20 protein-coding genes and 2 tRNA genes are annotated in these 20,154 nt (G+C 48.8%); 21 read left to right on the top strand and 1 reads right to left on the bottom strand.

Annotation, left to right across the window (positions count from 1 at the left end; translation table 11 throughout):
• Position 1: 1 nt before the first annotated feature.
• The 21 genes from yabN (at position 2) to lysS (ending at position 19,810) form a co-directional block, all read left to right on the top strand.
• Entirely contained in the window at positions 2–1,417 is a 1,416-nt protein-coding gene (gene yabN, locus KNO78_RS15090; RefSeq protein WP_214691686.1) for a bifunctional methyltransferase/pyrophosphohydrolase YabN, read from the top strand.
• Positions 1,414–1,686 carry an RNA-binding S4 domain-containing protein gene (locus tag KNO78_RS15085; RefSeq protein ID WP_012727726.1) on the top strand — a complete coding sequence of 91 codons (273 nt, stop codon included), beginning with the start codon at positions 1,414–1,416 and terminating at the stop codon, positions 1,684–1,686. Before yabN ends, KNO78_RS15085 begins: the two co-directional genes overlap by 4 nt.
• Positions 1,687–1,728: 42 nt before the next feature.
• Positions 1,729–2,103 (top strand): FtsB family cell division protein, encoded by a 375-nt coding sequence (locus KNO78_RS15080; protein ID WP_012727725.1) that lies wholly within the window; start codon positions 1,729–1,731, stop codon positions 2,101–2,103.
• 74 nt (positions 2,104–2,177) lie between these two features.
• Positions 2,178–2,690 carry a S1 domain-containing RNA-binding protein gene (locus KNO78_RS15075; protein WP_012727724.1) on the top strand — a complete coding sequence of 171 codons (513 nt, stop codon included), beginning with the start codon at positions 2,178–2,180 and terminating at the stop codon, positions 2,688–2,690.
• Positions 2,691–2,892: 202 nt separating this feature from the next.
• Positions 2,893–5,505 carry a YhgE/Pip domain-containing protein gene (locus tag KNO78_RS15070; RefSeq protein ID WP_214691688.1) on the top strand — a complete coding sequence of 871 codons (2,613 nt, stop codon included), beginning with the start codon at positions 2,893–2,895 and terminating at the stop codon, positions 5,503–5,505.
• 142 nt (positions 5,506–5,647) lie between these two features.
• Positions 5,648–5,724 (top strand) — tRNA-Met (locus KNO78_RS15065).
• 9 nt (positions 5,725–5,733) lie between these two features.
• Positions 5,734–5,805, top strand: a tRNA-Glu gene (locus tag KNO78_RS15060).
• A gap of 68 nt (positions 5,806–5,873) precedes the next feature.
• Positions 5,874–7,100 carry a tRNA lysidine(34) synthetase TilS gene (gene tilS / locus KNO78_RS15055; RefSeq protein WP_214691689.1) on the top strand — a complete coding sequence of 409 codons (1,227 nt, stop codon included), beginning with the start codon at positions 5,874–5,876 and terminating at the stop codon, positions 7,098–7,100.
• Positions 7,101–7,135: 35 nt separating this feature from the next.
• The gene (hpt, locus tag KNO78_RS15050; protein WP_012727721.1) at positions 7,136–7,681 is read left to right on the top strand and encodes a hypoxanthine phosphoribosyltransferase; all 546 of its coding nucleotides are present in this window, start codon (positions 7,136–7,138) and stop codon (positions 7,679–7,681) included.
• Between the two features lie 105 nt (positions 7,682–7,786).
• Entirely contained in the window at positions 7,787–9,811 is a 2,025-nt protein-coding gene (gene ftsH, locus KNO78_RS15045) for an ATP-dependent zinc metalloprotease FtsH (protein WP_012727720.1), read from the top strand.
• A 93-nt stretch (positions 9,812–9,904) separates the two neighbouring features.
• The gene (locus KNO78_RS15040) at positions 9,905–10,669 is read left to right on the top strand and encodes a type III pantothenate kinase (RefSeq protein ID WP_074035307.1); all 765 of its coding nucleotides are present in this window, start codon (positions 9,905–9,907) and stop codon (positions 10,667–10,669) included.
• Between the two features lie 19 nt (positions 10,670–10,688).
• Entirely contained in the window at positions 10,689–11,618 is a 930-nt protein-coding gene (hslO, locus tag KNO78_RS15035) for an Hsp33 family molecular chaperone HslO (protein ID WP_159563166.1), read from the top strand.
• A gap of 84 nt (positions 11,619–11,702) precedes the next feature.
• Positions 11,703–12,656: a cysteine synthase A gene (gene cysK / locus KNO78_RS15030; RefSeq protein WP_012727717.1), complete on the top strand. Its 954-nt coding sequence runs from the start codon at positions 11,703–11,705 to the stop codon at positions 12,654–12,656.
• 94 nt (positions 12,657–12,750) lie between these two features.
• Positions 12,751–14,130, top strand: coding sequence for an anthranilate synthase component I family protein (locus KNO78_RS15025; RefSeq protein ID WP_074035316.1), 1,380 nt, complete (start codon positions 12,751–12,753; stop codon positions 14,128–14,130).
• Complete coding sequence (pabA, locus tag KNO78_RS15020; protein WP_214691690.1) at positions 14,127–14,711, top strand: aminodeoxychorismate/anthranilate synthase component II; 585 nt, start codon at positions 14,127–14,129, stop codon at positions 14,709–14,711. Before KNO78_RS15025 ends, pabA begins: the two co-directional genes overlap by 4 nt.
• Entirely contained in the window at positions 14,695–15,513 is an 819-nt protein-coding gene (locus KNO78_RS15015) for an aminotransferase class IV (RefSeq protein ID WP_214691691.1), read from the top strand. The genes pabA and KNO78_RS15015 overlap by 17 nt, the downstream gene beginning before the upstream one ends.
• 11 nt (positions 15,514–15,524) lie before the next feature.
• Entirely contained in the window at positions 15,525–16,310 is a 786-nt protein-coding gene (gene folP / locus KNO78_RS15010) for a dihydropteroate synthase (RefSeq protein ID WP_214691692.1), read from the top strand.
• The gene (folB, locus tag KNO78_RS15005) at positions 16,303–16,668 is read left to right on the top strand and encodes a dihydroneopterin aldolase (RefSeq protein WP_159563162.1); all 366 of its coding nucleotides are present in this window, start codon (positions 16,303–16,305) and stop codon (positions 16,666–16,668) included. Before folP ends, folB begins: the two co-directional genes overlap by 8 nt.
• Positions 16,665–17,162 carry a 2-amino-4-hydroxy-6-hydroxymethyldihydropteridine diphosphokinase gene (gene folK, locus KNO78_RS15000; protein WP_159563161.1) on the top strand — a complete coding sequence of 166 codons (498 nt, stop codon included), beginning with the start codon at positions 16,665–16,667 and terminating at the stop codon, positions 17,160–17,162. The genes folB and folK overlap by 4 nt, the downstream gene beginning before the upstream one ends.
• 70 nt (positions 17,163–17,232) lie before the next feature.
• Positions 17,233–18,171, top strand: a complete 939-nt coding sequence (gene dusB / locus KNO78_RS14995; RefSeq protein ID WP_230872777.1) for a tRNA dihydrouridine synthase DusB — start codon at positions 17,233–17,235, stop codon at positions 18,169–18,171.
• Between the two features lie 148 nt (positions 18,172–18,319).
• The gene (lysS, locus tag KNO78_RS14990; RefSeq protein WP_214691694.1) at positions 18,320–19,810 is read left to right on the top strand and encodes a lysine--tRNA ligase; all 1,491 of its coding nucleotides are present in this window, start codon (positions 18,320–18,322) and stop codon (positions 19,808–19,810) included.
• Between the two features lie 143 nt (positions 19,811–19,953).
• Here the strand turns inward: lysS and KNO78_RS14985 are convergent.
• On the bottom strand, positions 19,954–20,154 hold a 201-nt coding region (locus tag KNO78_RS14985), incomplete at its 5' end, for a hypothetical protein (protein WP_214691696.1).

The raw sequence follows: 20,154 nt of genomic DNA, 5'->3' as shown, positions 1-20,154 counted from the left end.
TATGGGTTATACAATCACGGTGGTCGGACTCGGGTCTGGTGAGTTGAATCAATTGCCGCTCGGTGTGTACCGCCATTTAAAACAACAACCGCTCGTCTGGTTGCGCACAAAAGAACATCCTGTCGTTCAAGAGTTAGAAGCGGAAGGACTCGTGTTCGAATCATTTGATTCGGTCTATGAATCGAGTGATACGTTTGAAGAAGTTTATGACCAAATTGTCGAGACGTTGTTGAGTAAAAGTGAAGAAATGGCGATCACATACGCCGTACCGGGCCACCCGTTCGTAGCGGAACGGACCGTCGAACTATTGGTGGAACGCGGTGCCGACCTTCATGTACTCGGTGGTCAAAGTTTCCTCGATGCCATGTTCCAGGCGCTCCGGATCGACCCAATCAATGGATTTCAACTGCTCGATGCGACCGCACTCGACCTTGAACGTTTACAGGTGACCCAACATGTGCTTATCGGGCAAGTGTACGATGGATTCGTGGCGGGTGACGTCAAAGTGCAATTGATGGAACGGTATCCGGACGACCATCCCGTCACCCTTGTGACGGCTGCCGGTACGACGCAAGAACGGATTGAGCACATTCCGTTATTCGAAATGGACCGGATGGCGGAAGTGAATAACTTGACGACCCTCTACGTTCCACCGCTCGTGGATGAATCGTATTTGGCGAAGGATTTTGCGACACTCAAACAAATCATCGCAACGCTTCGAGGACCAGACGGGTGCCCGTGGGATCGTAAACAGACGCATGCGTCACTTCGCAAGTACCTATTAGAAGAGGCGTATGAGTTGATTGAAGCAATCAATGCAGAAGACGATGATGCCATCATCGAAGAACTCGGTGACGTCTTGCTCCAAGTGATGTTGCATGCTCAAATCGGAGAAGATGAGGGCTATTTCGATATTCGTGACGTAATCGGTTCCATCAGTGAGAAGATGGTGCGCCGCCATCCACACGTCTTTGGCGATGTCACCGTCGAAGATGCCTCTGACGTGGTGAAAAACTGGAATGCGATTAAACAGACGGAAAAAGGGGAAAAGAAACAATCGCAACTCGATGGTGTTCTCGTCGACCAACCTTCATTGATGCGAGCGGAGCAACTTCAAAAGAAAGCGGCTCACGTCGGATTTGAGTGGGATGACGTATCCGGTGCCTTCGAAAAACTGGAAGAAGAGTTAAAAGAATGGCATGAAGACCTAAGTGATGAATCGGAACTTGGGGACGTATTGTTCTCCATCGTGAACATCGCGCGATACGTTGGGCTGAATGCCGAGCAAGCATTAGAACAGACGAACCGAAAGTTCAAACGTCGATTCGAGTATGTGGAAGCGAACGGTGACCTTCACCAGATGACACTCGAACAGATGGATGCGCTTTGGAACGAGGCAAAGGAGAAAGGTTTATGAGACTAGATAAGTTTTTAAAAGTGTCACGTCTAATCAAGCGTCGCACGTTGGCAAAAGAAGTGGCGGACCAAGGACGAATCCAACTGAATGGGCAAGTCGCGAAGGCGAGCACAGAAGTCAAAGTCGGAGATGAGTTACAAATTCGCTTCGGAAATAAACTCGTCACGGTCGTCATCGATTCAATCGCAGAACATGCACGTAAAGAAGATGCGAAAGAAATGTATCGTTTACTTAAAGAAGAGAAGATGGACGGTAGTATCAACTCATAAAAAAAAGTATACTTAATGTATTAAGAGGAGGGGGATGAGGCGATGAACGGACGTAATCCGATGGATCGACAACGACGCATTCGAGCGCTAGATGAGCGTAGAGAACAGCTAGAAAAAGATACACATCGCCGACGAGTTCATCTTCGACGTCGTTTGGCGGCAGCCTCTCTCCTGTTTTTATTTGTCATGGTGTTGATTGGACAGAGTTACTTCTCGAAAGTAGGGTACGTATCGGACCAGCAACAAGCCTACGCACAAGCAAAAGTGGAGTTGCGTGAACAGCAGGCCGAACAGGATGAGTTGAAAGAGCAAGTGGAACGGTTACAGGATGAAGATTATATCGCGAACTTAGCACGAAACGAACTGCTTTTCTCTAAAGATGGAGAGATTATTTTCTACTTCTCGCCAGAGGAATAAGTCGGTTCGTTGACCGTTAGGGAAACGACTCGTATAATTAGAAAGAATCAATCAAAAAAGGAGTACATTATTTTATGTCAATTGAAGTAGGAAGCAAGGTACAAGGTAAGGTTACAGGGATTACGCATTTCGGAGCGTTCGTCGAGCTCCCAAATGGCAAGACAGGATTAGTACACATCAGTGAAGTGGCAGACTCTTACGTCAAAGACATTAACGAAGTGTTGACAGTCGGTCAAGAAGTCACGGTAAAAGTGTTGAACGTCGAAAATGATGGGAAAATCGGGTTGTCCATCAAGAAAGCAGTCGACCGTCCTGTAAGCGAACGTCCTGAGCGTCCTGAGCGTCCAGCTGGTGAGCGTTTCTCTCGTGGCCCACGTCCAGGTGGCCCAGGTCAAGGTGGTCCACGCGGTGGCGGCGGTCCACGCGGTGGCGGCCCACGTGGTGGCGGTCGTCGTGAACAACGTCGTGAACCAGAAACATTTGATACATTGATGAGTAAGTTCTTGAAAGATAGCGACGAGCGTCTTTCGACGTTGAAACGTCAAACAGACTCAAAACGCGGTGGACGCGGAGCCAAGCGCGGGTAATCCTTCGTATACCAATTAGCTTCTACTCGTAACCATAGAGGTCTTGTAATGAGACGAGCCATGAACATTTTCGTTCATGGCTTTTTTTCTGTTTAAAAAAATTATAAAAAATAACTAAAAGAGTTGCTTTTTTTCGAGGAAGGGAGCAAAATAGGGAACATGAAAAAATAGTTATGTTTTATAAGTGAAGGTGGAGAGAAAAATGAATGGATGGAAACTGTGGACGGCGGAGTGGCGAAGTATCTTCAAGAACCCACGTGTGTTGGTTCCGATTCTTGCGGTCGCACTCGTACCGTTAATGTACGCCGGTATGTTCTTATGGGCTTTTTGGGATCCGTATGGACAGATGAAAGATTTGCCGGTCGCCATCGTCAATGAAGACAAAGGGGCAACGTTTGAAGGGGAGTCGCTTGCAATTGGAGATGACCTCATTGATAAGCTGCTGGATTCGGAGGCGTTCGAGTTCGTCGAAACGACGAAGAAAGAAGCGGAATCTGGACTGAAAGACCATGACTACTACATGGCGATCGAGATTCCAGAAAACTTTTCAGAAAAAGCGACGACTGCTTTAGATGAACATCCGGAGCAACTCGAACTGAAGTATATCGCAAATGAATCGTATAACTTCTTAGCCGCACAAATTGGTGGTTCCGCGATGGAACAAGTCAAAGCGGAACTGTCGACCGAAGTCTCGAAACAGTATGTCAGTGCGTTGAAAGACGGATTGAATGATGTGGCAGACGGACTTGGTGAGGCCGCAGATGGTGCAGCGACACTTGCGGACGGCTCAACGTCAGCAAAAGACGGTGCCGTCAAGTTGGCGGACGGGACGAAGCTTCTCGCTTCGAAACAACGTGAGCTCGCGGATGGAGCAAGCCAATTAAACGATGGGATGACTCAGTTGGCCGATGGTTCATCAGAACTCGCGGATGGGACGAAGCTTCTCGCTTCGAAACAACGGGAACTGGCGAATGGAGCAAGTCAATTACGTGATGGTGTTTCGCAATTGGCCGATGGCTCATCTGCACTCGCGGATGGCAGTCAACAAGTATACGAGGGCTCAGCCTCACTTTCGGACGGGGTCCATCGTGTCAGCGAGGGCGCTTCTGCCTTACAAGGCGGGACGAGCCAACTCGTTGACGGAACAGGAGCGTTCGCATCTAAACTAGATGAGCTGCACACAGGTGCGAAGACGTTGAACCAAGGTGTTCAAGACCTTACTGCCGGCATCGAGCGCTCGAAAGAGGGGGCATCTGCATTACAGGATGGTGCCACAAAACTCTCAGGAGCGTTGACTCAGGCGAAGGACGGAAACGCGGCACTTGTTGCGGGTCAAACAGACGTGGTCAATGGAATCGGACAAATGAAGTCTGAATTGACTGCGAAACAAGATGAGTTGATTGGACAATTGACAGCGCTCGCTGAGTCGGGTCAATCGGCATCACCTGAAATGCTTCAAGCCATTGCGGCACAACTGAGCGAAGGGAAGCAAGAGACGGCGGCCGGGTTTGATCAACTATCCGCTGGCGCGACAAAAGTGAAAGAAGGACAGGTCGCACTTGGCGCAGGTCTTGATCAGGCAGGTACAGGTGCAGACAAACTATCGACTGGACTTTCTGAATTGAGTACCGGTCAAACGAAATTGGCCGAAGGTGCGAACGCATTGGCAAGTGGTTCAAGTCAAATCGAGCAAGGTACACAAACGGCGGCCGATCGTTCCCAAGAACTTGTGTCAGCGAGTGCGAAGCTCAATCAAGGCGCGACACAACTTCAAGATGGGACAACTGAGCTCGCCGCTGGAAGTGACAAGCTTGTAGACGCGACTGGACAGTTGTCTGAGGGTAGCGAAAAGCTTGCGGATGGAGCGAAGAGCGCAAGCACCGGTACGAATGAATTGGTGAATGGTGCGAATCAATTAGCGGACGGTGGTCAAAAGCTGCAGTCAGGAAGCCGTGAACTGGCCGAAGGTGCGAAGGGTGCCGGAGCCGGAACGAGCAAGCTAACGGATGGCGCGAATCAGCTCGCGAATGGTGGACAAGAACTTTCAGACGGTAGCGGTGAACTCGCTGACGGAATGAAAGAGCTCGCATCAGGTAGCGATGAACTTCGTGACGCCTTGGTAAAAGGTGCGAAAGACGCAGACATCGGTCTAACAGATGACAACGTCGAGATGATGGCCGGTCCAGTGTCGCTCGTCGACAACTCGATTCACGAGGTGCCAAACTACGGTACTGGATTTGCTCCGTACTTTATGTCACTCGGACTTTTCGTTGGGGCACTCCTTCTCTCGATCGTTTATCCATTATACGATCCAGCAGGGCGCCCGAAACGTAGTCTATCGTGGGTATTGTCGAAATCTGGTGTCCTCATGGTCGTCGGATTCTTGCAAGCCTTGATTCTCGATGTGGCTATGGTGCAACTGCTCGGTCTTGAAGTGAGCGAACCATTGAAATTCTTCGGTTTCAGCTGGTTGACGAGCATCACGTTCCTCTTTATCGTACAGTTGCTCGTGACAACACTCGGAAACCCTGGACGTTTCGTGGCGATCGTCTTGTTGATTTTACAATTGACGACGTCAGCCGGGACGTTCCCGCTTGAATTGATTCCAAGAGCATTGCAACCATTCAATGCCTTGCTTCCAATGACGTATACGGTTGCCGGATATAAAGAAATTCTATCGGCAGATGGTGCGCAGTACTTGCAGACGGCGACAACCTATTTAGTGTTTGTGGCTGCCGGATGTTTTGCATTACTATGGGCGTACTTCCGGATCGCATGGAAGAAAAAATATCGTCAAGTCGCATCAGAAGCATGATGTAAATACGATACAAAATCGTGTATAGTGGGGAAGACGACACTATACACGATTTTTTTCTTAAAAAAATATAAAAAAAGAATTGACACTCGAATGGTGACTGGTTATTATAGAAAATGTGCTTAGGACACAACAATAACATGGCGGTGTAGCTCAGCTGGCTAGAGCGTACGGTTCATACCCGTGAGGTCGTGGGTTCGACTCCCTCCGCCGCTACCATTTTATTTAGGCCCGTTGGTCAAGCGGTTAAGACACCGCCCTTTCACGGCGGTAACACGGGTTCGAATCCCGTACGGGTCACTTAACCTAAGCGTAAAGAAGCCATCTCAATCGAGATGGCTTCTTTTGTTATATCAAGGAGGGAATTCATGAAAAAGGTACTCGTCGCTGTGTCGGGTGGAGTCGATTCCATTGTCTTATTGGACCGTCTCGTCAAGCAAGGATGGGATGTGGCGGTGGCGCACGTCCATCACGGTTTACGAGAAGCATCAGATGAAGAGTACACGTTCGTCGCACACGTAGCGGCATCCTACCAAGTCGCGTTTCATGGGACGCGTCTCCATTTTCAAGAAGGAGCATCACAGGCTCATTACCGTAAGGCCCGCTACCGCTTTTTTGAAGACGTCATGAATGAACATGGATACGATACACTGGCCACGGCTCATCATGCGGATGATGTGTTGGAGACGGTTCTCATTCAACTTCACCGAAACGTAATCGAAGTGAAAGGAATTCCCGAGAGAAGAACGTTCGGGCGTGGGACGTTGATCCGTCCTTTATTAAGAGAAACAAAGGTGCAACTCATCGAGTATGCTCGGAAAAACGAACTTGCCTGGAGGGAAGATGCCACCAATCAGGAAGTGACCTATTTACGGAATCGGATCCGTCACGAAATCATCCCGAGGCTGAAACAACTGTGGCCGACAGTCGTTGACGATGTATACGATACGGCGAAACAGGCATACGCTGAATGGGACATGCGTTACCAGTCATGTGGGCGATGGATTGAAGAAAATGTGGATCTTGAAATGAAAGCGTTTCATGTGAAACTTGATGAGTTTAATCGCTTATCCTCACTTGAGCGGTATACGGTCGCTCGCTTGCTGTCCCGTCGCTATGGGGTAGAGGTCGGTGAGGCGGTCGAAAAGTTAAGCATGAGTCAAAAGGACACCGGAACCTATCACCTGTCAGGTGAGTGGTTCATGATGAAGCAGAAGAGGGTACTTAATCTTGTACAACGTTCGACAGAAGCATCACTTCACCCCGTTCAGGTCGAGTCGTTACCGGCCGTCGTTCAATTTGGAAAGCGTACGGTTTCGTTGTCCATCGAAGAAGGACGAGAAGGTATTCCGCTAAAGGAAATCACTTATCCGCTGACAATTCGTTCGCTCGCACCTGGAGATCGAATGCAGTTGAACGTGGGGACAAAAAAAGTATCCCGCATCCTAATCGATGAAAAGGTTGAGCGAACCATTCGACCGACGCTCCCGTTGCTTGAGGACGCCTCGGGACGAATTCTCGCGATTGTTGGGGTAAGAGTTTCAGAATTTCTAGACAAGTCGGATGCGATTTGCCTACGATTAATGGTAAAATGATGATTGTGTCGAAACAGAAAGAGGAGGATTTCAAGATGTCATTAATGAACGATATGGAGAAAATTTTAATCTCACGTGAAGAGATTCAAGAAAAGGTGAAAGAACTCGCTGGAACATTGAGCGAAGACTATAAAGAAGAGTTCCCGCTTCTCGTATGTGTATTGAAAGGCGCGATGCCATTCATGTCGGACCTCGTCAAAGAAATGGATATCCATTTAGAGATGGATTTCATGGACGTGTCGACGTATCATGGAGGAACTTCTTCGACAGGTGAAGTGAAAATCGAGAAAGATTTAAATACATCTGTAGAAGGACGCGACATCTTGATTGTAGAAGATATTATTGATAGTGGATTGACGCTTGGTTACCTCGTCGATCTTCTTAAATACCGTAAAGCGAAGTCTGTGAAGATTGTCACGCTTCTCGATAAGCCGACTGGCCGTAAAAATGGTTTATCAGCAGACTATAGTGGTTTCGTGATTCCACACGAATTCGTTGTCGGCTACGGTCTTGATTATGAAGAGAAATATCGTAACCTTCCTTATGTCGGTGTGCTCAAACCGAGCGTTTACGGGGGCTAACGTTTTTCTTTTGAAAATGTGACGTGGTAAGATAAAGGAAATCCCCAAAGTATAGGCATATACTGAATGGGCGAGAACATCGTTTCTCGGAATAGGAGGCAGAGAATGAATCGTGCAGTGAAAAACACATTGGTTTTTGGTGTGATTTTCCTAGCCTTGATCTTGTTCCTTCAATATTTGCAGAATCCGAATAGTCAGAGTGAAACGCTCTCGTATTCGAAATTCCTAGAATATGTGGAAGATGATCGGATTGAGACGGCAACCGTACAAGAAATCCCGGGGGCTATCTCGATTACAGGCGATCTTACAGGAGATGAAGACCAACGTTATGAAACAAACATTCCAGCGAACGAAGCGGAATATGCGGATGTATTAACGCAGCTTCGAGCGAATACGGATATTCAAATCGAGGAGGCTGAATCCAACAGTAGCTGGTTCAGCATCGTCTTCGCGATTTTACCATTCATTATCATCTTCATCTTGTTCTTCTTCTTGTTGAACCAAGCGCAAGGTGGTGGCGGTGGTGGTCGTGTGATGAACTTCGGGAAATCGAAGGCGAAACTATACGACCAAGAGAAACGTCGCGTCACATTCAAAGATGTGGCTGGGGCGGACGAAGAGAAGCAAGAACTCATCGAAGTCGTTGAATTCTTGAAAGATCCTCGCAAATTCTCGAAACTCGGCGCACGTATTCCAAAAGGGGTCTTACTCGTAGGTCCTCCAGGGACAGGTAAAACACTCTTGGCTCGTGCGGTAGCCGGTGAAGCCGGTGTTCCGTTCTTCTCGATCTCAGGTTCGGACTTCGTTGAGATGTTTGTCGGGGTCGGGGCGTCACGTGTTCGTGACTTGTTCGAAAACGCGAAAAAGAATGCGCCATGTATCATCTTCATCGATGAAATTGATGCGGTCGGTCGCCAGCGTGGTGCCGGTCTCGGTGGTGGACACGATGAGCGTGAACAAACACTGAACCAACTTCTTGTTGAGATGGATGGATTCAGTGATAACGAAGGAATCATCATGGTTGCGGCGACAAACCGTCCAGATATCCTTGACCCGGCCCTCCTTCGTCCAGGTCGTTTTGACCGTCAAATTACGGTCGATCGTCCGGATGTCAAAGGGCGCGAAGAAGTATTGAAAGTCCATGCACGTAACAAGCCACTCGATTCGACGGTGGACTTGAAGTCGATTGCACAACGTACGCCTGGTTTCTCTGGGGCAGACTTAGAGAACCTCTTGAACGAAGCGGCACTCGTTGCGGCACGTTCGAACCGTACAGCTGTTTCAGTTGTCGATGTGGAAGAAGCGATTGACCGTGTTATCGCAGGTCCTTCGAAGAAGAGTCGCATCATCTCTGAAAAAGAGCGCAACATTGTTGCATATCACGAAGCAGGTCACACAATCATCGGTCTCGAGCTTGAGAATGCGGATGAAGTACACAAAGTGACAATCGTTCCACGCGGAAACGCGGGCGGATATGTCGTCATGCTTCCGAAAGAAGATCGTTACTTCATGACAAAACCTGAACTCGAAGACAAGATTGTCGGTCTTCTTGGTGGTCGCGTCGCCGAAGATGTCATCTTTGGAGAAGTGTCGACCGGAGCGAGCAATGACTTCCAGCGCGCTACTGGTATCGCACGTAAGATGGTCATGGATTACGGGATGAGCGATAAACTCGGACCGCTCCAGCTCGGTTCAAACCATGGCGGACAAGTCTTCCTTGGTCGCGATTTCCAGACCGAGCAGAACTACTCGGATGCGATTGCGCAAGAAATCGATTTGGAGATTCGAGACATCATCAATCGCTGTTACGCGAAAGCGAAGCAGATTTTGACAGATCGTCGCGAAGATCTCGAACTCGTTGCAAAGACGCTGCTTGATGTCGAGACGCTCGACTCGAAACAGATTCGTCATTTGATCAAGACACGCGAGTATCTTCCGCATGAGCCGGAAGAGGACGTGGATGGATCGACGGATGCGGATGACGCAGCGAAGAAAGATGATGCAGCCGTTCAACACGGTCAAGTCGTCGATCAACCTGAAGTTGTCCAAGACAGCCAGCCGGATGTCGTACCTGAAGGCGATAAGCCAGAAGCGACACCGACAGAACGTCCGAATAACGAATCACGTTAATGAAAAAGACGAATGCCCTTGACGAGGCATTCGTCTTTTTTCGTGTTATAATTCGAGCGAACTGCAATTGACAACAAAGTGAGGAACTATATCATGATTTTAGTGATTGATGTTGGAAATACAAATATTGTTCTCGGGATGTACGATGGAGATCATCTCGTACACCATTGGCGCATCTCAACGGATCGTACAAAAACGACCGACGAGTACGGCATGCTGGTGAAATCGCTATTCGATCATTCGAACGTCTCGTTCGACCAGGTCGAGGGAGTGATCTTATCTTCTGTCGTACCTCCTGTTATTTTCCCACTTGAACAAATGTCGCAACGATACTTCAATGTACGTCCAATCGTTGTGGGACCAGGTGTGAAGACAGGGTTGGACATTCACGTCGAGAATCCTCGCGAAGTCGGGGCCGACCGAATCGTTAACGCGGTGGCTGGAATCGCCAAGTATGACGGTCCGCTCATAATTGTTGATTTTGGAACGGCAACCACGTATTGTTACATCGATGAGAAACGTCGTTACCATGGCGGAATCATCTCACCAGGTATCATGATCTCAGTGGAGGCACTCTATCAGCGTGCCGCGAAACTACCTCGGATTGAATTGGCGACCCCGCCGACAGTCATCGGGAAGAACACGATTCAAGCGATGCAATCGGGGACATATTATGGATATGTGGCCCAAGTGGACGGTATCGTGAACCGGATGAAGCGTGAAGTCGGTGAAGCGACTGTCATTGCAACGGGAGGGCTGGCGCGATTGATCAGTGAACATGCAGAGACAATCGACCATGTGGATTCGTTCCTGACACTCGAAGGCCTCCGTCTCATTTACGAGCGCAATCAAAAGTAAACTAAAGGAGTTAAATCATATGATTCATACAGAACAACAAGCATTACTCGACCAGATGAAGGATGACTATCTCGTTCGTGCCCTCGGTTTTAACGGAGAGGTTCGTGCCTTTGCCGCACGCACGACAAAAACGGTATATGAGACGCAACTTCGTCATCAAACGACACCAGTTGCTTCAGCTGCCCTCGGACGGACGATGACGATCGGCTCGATGATTGGAGCGATGCAAAAAGGTGCAGCGCGTGTCACGCTTAAAGTAGAAGGTGATGGTCCAATCGGGAAAATCATCGTGGACGCGGATACAGCGGGAGATGTTCGTGGATATGTGTCGTACCCGCGTGTCGATGGCGGTACATTCGTCAACGAACAAGGGTTGACGAAATTGAAAGTCGGCGAAGCCGTCGGAAAAGGAACCATTTCTGTCATTAAAGACTTAGGATTGAAAGACTATGTCGGCGGTTCTTCAGAGATTCAAACGGGCGAAATCAGTGAAGACTTCACGTACTACTTCGCCACATCTGAGCAAGTACCGTCAGTCGTCGGGGCGGGTGTCCTCGTCTTACCGGAAGATGAATCGATTCTTGCTGCAGGTGGAATCATCGTCCAGTTGCTCCCGAACGCTTCTGAAGAGACGGTACAAGCGCTCGAAAAAGCACTTCAGACGTTCCCGCCCGTATCGGTTTTGATTGGTGAAGAAAAAACGCCAGAAGAAATGCTTCAATTACTCCTTGGCGATAGCCTCGATGTCCTCGACACGAACCCGATTCAGTTCAACTGCACATGCAGCCGTGAACGAATGGAAAGCGCCATTATCGGTCTCGGAAAAGAAGAGATTCGTCAGATGATTGAAGAAGATGGCGGAGCTGAAGCCGTATGCCATTTCTGTGGCGAAAAGTATCATTTCTCAGCGGAACAGTTAGAGACGATGAAAGTACAGGCACAGGCGTAGGCAACGTTCCAAATTGCATATTTTCAATTCGATAGGGTATGATAACAATATCGGAATAGTCGGAATTATGAAGGAGGAAATGCAATGCGTATCGTAAACTCAGTAACAGACTTGATTGGAAAGACTCCGATTGTGAAATTGAACGGAATGACTGGACCAGAGGATGCCAACGTGTATCTGAAGCTCGAATATATGAACCCGGGATCAAGCGTCAAAGACCGGATCGCCCTCGCCATGATCGAAGCGGCTGAAAAAGACGGCATCTTGAAGCCAGGTGATACAATCATCGAGCCAACTAGCGGAAACACGGGCATCGGTCTCGCGATGGTCAGTGCCGCAAAAGGATATAAAGCCATTCTAGTCATGCCTGAAACGATGAGCATGGAACGCCGAAACCTCCTTCGTGGATACGGGGCCGAATTAATTTTGACACCAGGACCTGAAGGGATGGGTGGAGCGATTCGTCGCGCTACTGAAGAAGCAGAGAAACATGGCTACTTCCTCCCGCAACAATTCAATAATGCAGCTAACCCGAACGTCCATGAAATGACGACGGGACCTGAGATTGTAGAGGCGTTTGAAGAATCAGGACTTTCAGTCGACGCTTTGATTGCCGGAGTCGGGACGGGCGGTACCATCACCGGCGCAGGTAAAGTCGTGAAGGCGAAGTACCCGGACGTAAAAATTCTCGCCGTTGAACCGGTCGATTCACCTGTCTTATCAGGCGGGAAACCGGGACCTCATAAGATTCAAGGGATTGGGGCTGGATTCGTTCCATCCATCCTCGACACGGAGATTTATGAAGGGGTTCTTCAAATCACGACAGAGCAAGCGTTCGAATATGCTCGTCAGGCGGCACGTACGAACGGTGTCCTCGGTGGTATCTCTTCAGGAGCTGCCATTGCGGCAGCGCTTGATACAGCGAAACGCCTTGGTAAAGGGAAAAATGTATTGGCGATTATCCCCTCAAACGGTGAACGTTACTTGAGCACGCCGCTCTATCAGTTTGATGAAGAGTCAAACGAGAGTCGCGTATAACATTTCAGGCAGTAATCGAGAGACATTCTCTTTCGATTGCTGCCTTTTCTTGTGTACAATAAAAGGCATGAATGAATAGACGGAGGAATGACATGTGAGATCGACTGCGTTCAGAACAAAGCGGATGACGAAAGAGAAGGTGTATGAGGCATACATGACGTTGACGGCGGATCAACCGTATCATGCATGGTTAGAGAGTGGGAGAGCGGGACGGTATACGATTGCGGGAATCGAGCCGTTCGGTCGCTTTCATGTAAAAGACGGTGTCGGACTCTTGCAAGTGGGAGATACGACAGAAACGCTATACGGAAAGCCGCTTGAGCTCGTCAGTGAGGTACGGAAGCGATTTGAGGCCGAGCGTCCGGAAGGGGCTCCTCCTTTCTTTGGTGGCATGATCGGGTATGTCAGTTATGATGTGGCCCGGACGATTGAACGTCTCCCTCAGCAAGCGGAGGATGATTTGTCGACACCAGACGTCTCGTTTCTTCTATTTGACGAGGTGGCGGTGTTCGATGAAGTGGATTCGACCCTGTACTTGATGGTGACGGCGGAGGAAGGTGCAGAACGTAAGGCGGACCGATTGGCGGCCATGTGGAACGTCGAGTCGCATTACGCGTTCAAGCCGACAGGGCAGTCACCGATAGAACGATCGCGCTCCATGTCCCAGGAAGAGTTTGTTGAAGCGGTCAAACGGATTCAGTCCTATATCGTAGAAGGGGATGTGTTCCAAGTGAACTTGAGCGTTCGTCAGTCCGAACCGCTTCTCGCTGACCCGCGTCGAGTATATGATACGTTGCGTCAAATGAATCCATCTCCTTATATGGGCTATTTCGTGGATGACGCTTTAACGATGGTCTCCGCTTCACCAGAGCTGTTGCTTGAAAAACACGGAACCGACATTTCGACACGCCCGATCGCGGGTACGCGTCCACGTGGCAAAGATGATGTGGAAGACTTGGAGTTGGCGAACACATTGCTTGAAAACGAGAAAGAGCGGGCCGAACACGTCATGCTCGTCGATCTTGAACGGAACGACCTCGGCAAGGTGGCGGCATATGGCAGCGTTCATGTTGATGAGTTGATGGTGATTGAGAAGTACTCACACGTACAACATATCGTATCGAACGTACGAGGTTCGATTCGGGATGAAGTATCAGGAGCCGAAGCACTGGCAGCGATGTTCCCAGGCGGTACCATTACCGGCGCACCGAAAATTCGGACGATGGAAATCATCGAAGAACTCGAACCAGTTCGCCGGGGACTCTACACTGGCTCATATGGTTGGTTAAGTTGGGATGACGACCTCGTCTTCAATATCACGATTCGGACGATGGTCGTAAAAGACGGAATCGCATACGTTCAAGCGGGAGCAGGTATTGTGATCGATTCGGATCCGGTCTCGGAATATGAAGAATCCCTGTCCAAAGCGAAGGCGCTATGGGCGGCGAAACACATGACGGAGGAAACGACATGATTGTATTAATCGACAACTATGACTCATTTACGTATAACTTGGTGCAATATTTCGGTGAACTCGGTCAAGAACTAGTCGTGTATCGAAACGATGAAGTCACGATTCAAGAGATTGAGGCGCTTGCCCCGAGTTATCTTGTCATTTCGCCGGGACCTTGCACTCCGAATGAGGCGGGAATTAGCGTTGAGGCAATCCAAGCGTTTGCGGGGCGTATCCCGATTTTAGGGGTTTGCCTCGGACATCAGGCGATTGCGCAAGCGTTTGGTGGAGAAGTCGTCCATGCTGAGCGGCTCATGCATGGAAAAACGTCGAAGATTCAACATGACGGAAAATCGATTTTCAAGAAGATTCCGCAACAGTCGGTCGTGACCCGTTATCATTCGTTGACCGTGGAGCGTTCGTCTCTACCAGAATGTCTAGTGGTCACTGCCGAGACGGAGACTGGAGAAATCATGGCACTTCGTCACCGAACGCTTCCGATCGAAGGGGTGCAATATCACCCTGAAGCGATTTTGACTGAGCACGGGATGGAAATGATTCGAAACTTTATCGAGGAGTATCGTCATGTGGTATTGGCATAACGGAGAGTTAGTCGAACGAGAGAAGGTGTTGATTCCGGTTGAAGATCACGGCTTCTTGTATGGAATGGGCTTGTTTGAGACGTTCCGTACATATGAATTCGTTCCTTTCCTGTTCGATGCCCACTGGGAGCGCTTGATGAAGAGTCTCGATGAGCTGTGGATCGATTTTCCATACACGAAGGAAGAAATCGGGACGGCGATTCAGCAACTGTGCCGTCAAAACGATGCACCCGACCTTTATATCCGCTTGAACGTGTCGGCAGGAGTTGCGCCCCTCGGTCTCTACGCGGGTCGTTATGAGACACCGAACGTCACCATGATCGTCAAACCGCTATCCTCAGAAGTTGTACCACAGGAGAAACGGGTCGAACCGATCCCGTTTCCGAGAAGTCGTCCTGAAGCGGCTTTTCGATTAAAGTCACATCATTATATGAACAATATCCTTGGAAAACGGACCTTACAAGACCAAGGCGCTGAAGGACTATTTGCGGACGAACATGGACATGTGGTGGAAGGGCTCGTGTCGAACATCTTTTGGGTCGGTCCAGATGATATGTTATACACGACTCCGCTATCGAGCGGAGCACTCGCAGGTGTGACACGACAATGGGTGATGAAACATCTCTCTGTAATCGAACAACCCGTGACATTTGAAGAATTGACTGCAGCGAAAGAGATTTGGATGACGAATTCAATCCAACAAGTCGCTCCGGTGACGCATTATGGAAATCTGAGATACCCCGGTAAAGACGGGGTACGATTTAACGAAGTGTGGGCGAAACTCGTTCGCTCAATTGATTAGGAGGCGGAAGCATGACGAAGGTCATGGGTATTTTAAATGTGACCCCGGACTCGTTTTCGGATGGGGGACGGTATACGGCAATCGAGGAGGCTGTACGACATGCGAAACAACTCGTACAAGAAGGTGCCGATGCGATTGATGTCGGTGGAGAATCAACGAGACCTGGCGCGGTACTTGTTTCCGAAGAAGAAGAGATTGAACGTGTCGTCCCGATCATCCGTCGACTGACAAAAGAAATCGATGTTCCGATTTCGATTGATACGTATAAGCCGATGGTGGCGAGAGCGGCAATCGAGGCCGGTGCGACGATTATCAATGACGTATGGGGTTCGAAATGGGGAGACCGCTCGATGGCACGTGTCGCTTTCGAATATGGAGTTTCAATCATTTTGATGCACAACCGAACAAATCGGGACTATCGTCATTTCATCGAAGATGTGGTCAGCGATCTACAGGAATCAATCGAGATTGCGCATGCAGCAGGCGTAAAGGATGAGCACATTTGGCTAGATCCGGGCATCGGATTTGCGAAAGACGTGACGCAAAACCTCGAACTCATGAATCATCTTGACGTGATCACACGTCTTGGGTATCCGGTTCTGCTCGGCACGTCGCGTAAGTCGTTTATCGGTCATACGCTCGATTTACCAACAGAGGAGCGTCTCGAAGGAACGATTGCGACAACGTGTCTCGGAATCATGAAAGGGTGCGATTGGGTGCGTGTGCACGACGTCAAAGCGAACGCCCGTGCGGCGAAGATGATGGATGCGATGATTGGAGGGGATAGACATGGATAAAATATTTGTGAACGGGATGCGTTTTTACGGTTATCATGGGGTGTTTGAAGAAGAAAACCGTCTCGGTCAACGGTTTCACGTGGATTTAATGTGTGAACTGGACCTCGCGCCTGCGGGACGTTCGGATGACTTAAACAATGGGGTCAGCTATGCCGGCTTGTATCAGTTGACGGAAGATATTGTGACGGGAGAACCGGTCAATTTGTTAGAAACACTCGGAGAACGCATCACGACAGCCGTGTTGGCGCATAGTGAGTTGATTCAACGTGTGACGGTTAAAGTAATTAAACCGGACCCACCCATCCCGGGACACTATGATTCAGTAGCAATCGAGATGACAAGGGGACGGACGTCATGATTTATATTGCATTAGGCGCCAATATCGGAGATCGGGCTAGACAGTTGTCTGCGGCAATCGATGAGATGGAGCGAACAGGTCTCCACGTCACGAAACAGTCGTCGGTCTATGAGACGGCTCCTGTCGGATATACAGAGCAACCTTCGTTTTTTAATATGGTGGTCGAAGTCGAGAGTCATCAATCCTCGGACGAACTGCTCAACACGCTTCAACAGATCGAACAACGATTAGGACGGGAACGTCTATTTAAGAACGGACCGCGTACCATCGACCTTGACATCCTCTTTTATAATGGGGAAGATATACAATCAGAACACTTAACGGTTCCGCATCCGCGCATGCAGGAACGTGCATTTGTTCTCGCCCCGTTAGCAGAGATCGCACCAGAACTCGTCGTTCGAGGACAAACGGTCGCCTCCTGGCTCGAAGGGCTACCGATGACGGACCGCCAAGATGTCGTCCGGTTACAGTTGCTTAGGAATTTGGTGAAATGAAGGATGTGTTGTCTTGACAGGCTTTAAGATTGGAAACATAGATATTAAAAACCGTGCAGTCCTCGCACCGATGGCTGGCGTGACCAACCCTGCTTTTCGTTTGATTGCAAAAGAGTTCGGAGCGGGACTCGTCTGTGCCGAAATGGTTAGCGATAAAGGCATCTTGCTCGAGAACGCTCGGACGATGCGTATGCTATACGTCGATGAACGAGAGAAACCGCTCAGTTTACAAATCTTTGGCGGTTCGAAAGATACACTCGTCAGAGCGGCACAGTACGTCGATCAAAACACCAATGCGGATATCATTGATATCAACATGGGTTGTCCCGTACCGAAAGTGACGAAGTGTGACGCAGGGGCGAAGTGGTTACTCGACCCGGATAAAGTGTATGAGATGGTGAATGCCGTCACGAATGTCGTCGAAAAACCGGTCACGGTGAAAATGCGACTCGGTTGGGATGACGAGCACATCTTTATTTTGGATAATGTTAAGGCGGCTCAGACGGGTGGAGCAGCAGCGATTGCCATTCATGGACGTACGCGTGCCCAACAATATGAAGGAACCGCGAATTGGGATTGGATTGGCGAGGCGAAGAAAGTAGCGACCGTCCCGATTATCGGAAACGGGGATATCGCGACCCCGCAGGATGCGAAACGTGTGATTGACCAATATGGTGTGGATGCCGTCATGATTGGACGCGCTGCACTCGGGAATCCGTGGATGCTCTATCAAACGGTCCAGTACCTCGAAACAGGGGAGCTCCCTCCGGAACCAGAGGCGCGTGAGAAAATCGATATCTGCATGCTTCATCTCGACCGGTTGAGTGCAATCAAAGGTGAGCTGACAGCCGTACGCGAAATGCGTCAACACGCGGCTTGGTATTTGAAAGGGTTGAAAGGCAGTGGTCCGATTCGCAAACAAATCAATGAAACGGAATCGCGCGAGGCGTTCGCGGCGGTCCTTTATGGATTTGTGGACCAACTCGAACGACAACTGTCAGAAGTGTGAACTAGTGAAAAGAACTAATTTATGGTAAGCTTGTTTGGCGAAAAAGTGCACCACAACGAATGAACGGCTTCGGCTGTGCTGTTGGCCATCGGGTCGACAGTTTTTTGTTAGAGAGAAACCCAATATGGATAGAGGAGTGAATGGAATAGTGAGCCACGAGTTAGAAATGAATGATCAAATGCAGGTTCGTTTTGAGAAGATGACCGATATGCGTGAGCGCGGTCTCGACCCGTTCGGTCACCGCTTTGATCGTTCTGCACACGCAGGTGAATTACATGAGCAGTATGAATCAATTGAAAAAGAGGCTTTGGCTGAACAAGATGTAGAAGTCACATTGGCTGGACGCATCATGACGAAACGTGGGAAAGGGAAGGTTTTCTTTGCCCACATTCAAGATGTGACAGGTCAAATTCAAATTTACGTTCGTAAAAATGATGTCGGGGATGAGCCGTTTGACTTATTCAAGTCTTCAGACCTCGGTGACATCGTCGGTGTAAAAGGGAAGCTCTTTAAAACGAACGTTGGTGAGCTTTCGATTCACGTGGAAGAGTTTGAATTATTGACGAAGGCGCTTCGGCCGCTTCCGGACAAATATCATGGATTAAAAGATGTGGAACAGCGCTATCGCCAACGCTATCTTGATTTGATTACAAACCAGGACTCGCGTCAGACATTCATTTTGCGTAGCCGCATCATTTCTGAGATTCGCAACTTCTTAAACCAAAAAGGATATTTAGAAGTGGAAACACCGATGTTACACACGATTGCGGGTGGAGCAGCGGCACGTCCGTTCTTAACGCATCATAATGCGTTAGATATGGAACTTTATATGCGTATTGCCATCGAACTTCACTTGAAACGCTTGATTGTTGGTGGACTCGAGCGCGTGTACGAAATCGGGCGTGTATTCCGTAACGAAGGGATTTCTACACGTCACAACCCTGAATTCACGATGATCGAATTGTATGAAGCCTATGCAGATTACAACGACATCATGGATTTGACGGAAGAATTGGTTGCGCACGTAGCGAAAGAAGTGCTCGGTACAACAGATGTGCAGTATGGTGAAGATACGATCCATCTTGGCATCGGTTGGAAACGTGCACATATGGTCGACCTTGTTAAAGAAGAGACAGGTGTAGACTTCTGGCAACAAATGTCCGATGAAGAAGCACGAGTACTTGCAAAAGAACACGGTGTAGAAGTACAAGATCATATGACGTTTGGTCATATCGTGAATGAATTCTTCGAGCAGAAAGTAGAAGAAACATTGCTTCAACCGACATTTGTCACAGGACATCCGGTTGAAGTATCACCATTGGCGAAGAAGAATGAAACAGATCCACGCTTCACGGATCGTTTCGAGCTATTCATTGTTCGTCGTGAACATGCGAATGCCTTCACGGAGTTGAATGACCCAATCGATCAACGTGAACGCTTTGAAGCACAGTTGCTTGAAAAAGAAGCGGGGAACGATGAGGCGCACGAACTCGATAACGATTTCCTTGAAGCGCTTGAATATGGTATGCCGCCAACGGGTGGGCTTGGAATCGGGATTGACCGTCTCGTCATGTTATTGACGAACGCGCCTTCAATCCGTGACGTTCTTCTTTTCCCAACGATGCGTCATCAACAATAATCAATTAAGTGGTCGGATCATACGTGAGTATGATTCGGCTTCTTTATTTTTGATAGCCTCGAAACGCATAGGTATGCCGTTAAACAGAAGGGATACTAAAGATATAAAACTTTTTTAAAAAAACTTTTACAAAACCCCTTGCGTTAATGAGAGGTGTACGGTAAAGTAATAAACGTTGCCGCTGATGGCAGCGGAAAAGAAATAAAAAAGTGGTTGACAACTGTGTCGATGACTTGTATTATTTTAAGAGTCGCCAAGAGCGGCAGACGAACTTTGAAAACTGAACGATGAGGCAAAAAAAGTTTTACAATTTTTGAATGAAGCGCAAGCTTCGTCAATTTAAG

This window comes from Exiguobacterium sp. s132, assembly GCF_018617235.1.
Lineage (GTDB): Bacteria > Bacillota > Bacilli > Exiguobacteriales > Exiguobacteriaceae > Exiguobacterium > Exiguobacterium profundum.
This window is presented reverse-complemented; position numbering and strand designations above follow the sequence as displayed.

Bases quoted from the DNA above. Each gene is read 5' to 3' on its own strand.
- yabN (WP_214691686.1), top strand. From the start codon at position 2: ATGGGTTATACAATCACGGTGGTCGGACTCGGGTCTGGTGAGTTGAAT.
- KNO78_RS15075 (WP_012727724.1), top strand. From the start codon at position 2,178: ATGTCAATTGAAGTAGGAAGCAAGGTACAAGGTAAGGTTACAGGGATT.
- folK (WP_159563161.1), top strand. From the start codon at position 16,665: ATGATTTATATTGCATTAGGCGCCAATATCGGAGATCGGGCTAGACAG.
- ftsH (WP_012727720.1), top strand. From the start codon at position 7,787: ATGAATCGTGCAGTGAAAAACACATTGGTTTTTGGTGTGATTTTCCTA.
- tilS (WP_214691689.1), top strand. From the start codon at position 5,874: ATGAAAAAGGTACTCGTCGCTGTGTCGGGTGGAGTCGATTCCATTGTC.
- folP (WP_214691692.1), top strand. From the start codon at position 15,525: ATGACGAAGGTCATGGGTATTTTAAATGTGACCCCGGACTCGTTTTCG.
- dusB (WP_230872777.1), top strand. From the start codon at position 17,233: ATGGCTGGCGTGACCAACCCTGCTTTTCGTTTGATTGCAAAAGAGTTC.
- cysK (WP_012727717.1), top strand. From the start codon at position 11,703: ATGCGTATCGTAAACTCAGTAACAGACTTGATTGGAAAGACTCCGATT.
- hpt (WP_012727721.1), top strand. From the start codon at position 7,136: ATGTCATTAATGAACGATATGGAGAAAATTTTAATCTCACGTGAAGAG.
- KNO78_RS15040 (WP_074035307.1), top strand. From the start codon at position 9,905: ATGATTTTAGTGATTGATGTTGGAAATACAAATATTGTTCTCGGGATG.
- KNO78_RS15015 (WP_214691691.1), top strand. From the start codon at position 14,695: ATGTGGTATTGGCATAACGGAGAGTTAGTCGAACGAGAGAAGGTGTTG.
- KNO78_RS15070 (WP_214691688.1), top strand. From the start codon at position 2,893: ATGAATGGATGGAAACTGTGGACGGCGGAGTGGCGAAGTATCTTCAAG.
- KNO78_RS15080 (WP_012727725.1), top strand. From the start codon at position 1,729: ATGAACGGACGTAATCCGATGGATCGACAACGACGCATTCGAGCGCTA.
- hslO (WP_159563166.1), top strand. From the start codon at position 10,689: ATGATTCATACAGAACAACAAGCATTACTCGACCAGATGAAGGATGAC.
- folB (WP_159563162.1), top strand. From the start codon at position 16,303: ATGGATAAAATATTTGTGAACGGGATGCGTTTTTACGGTTATCATGGG.
- KNO78_RS15085 (WP_012727726.1), top strand. From the start codon at position 1,414: ATGAGACTAGATAAGTTTTTAAAAGTGTCACGTCTAATCAAGCGTCGC.
- pabA (WP_214691690.1), top strand. From the start codon at position 14,127: ATGATTGTATTAATCGACAACTATGACTCATTTACGTATAACTTGGTG.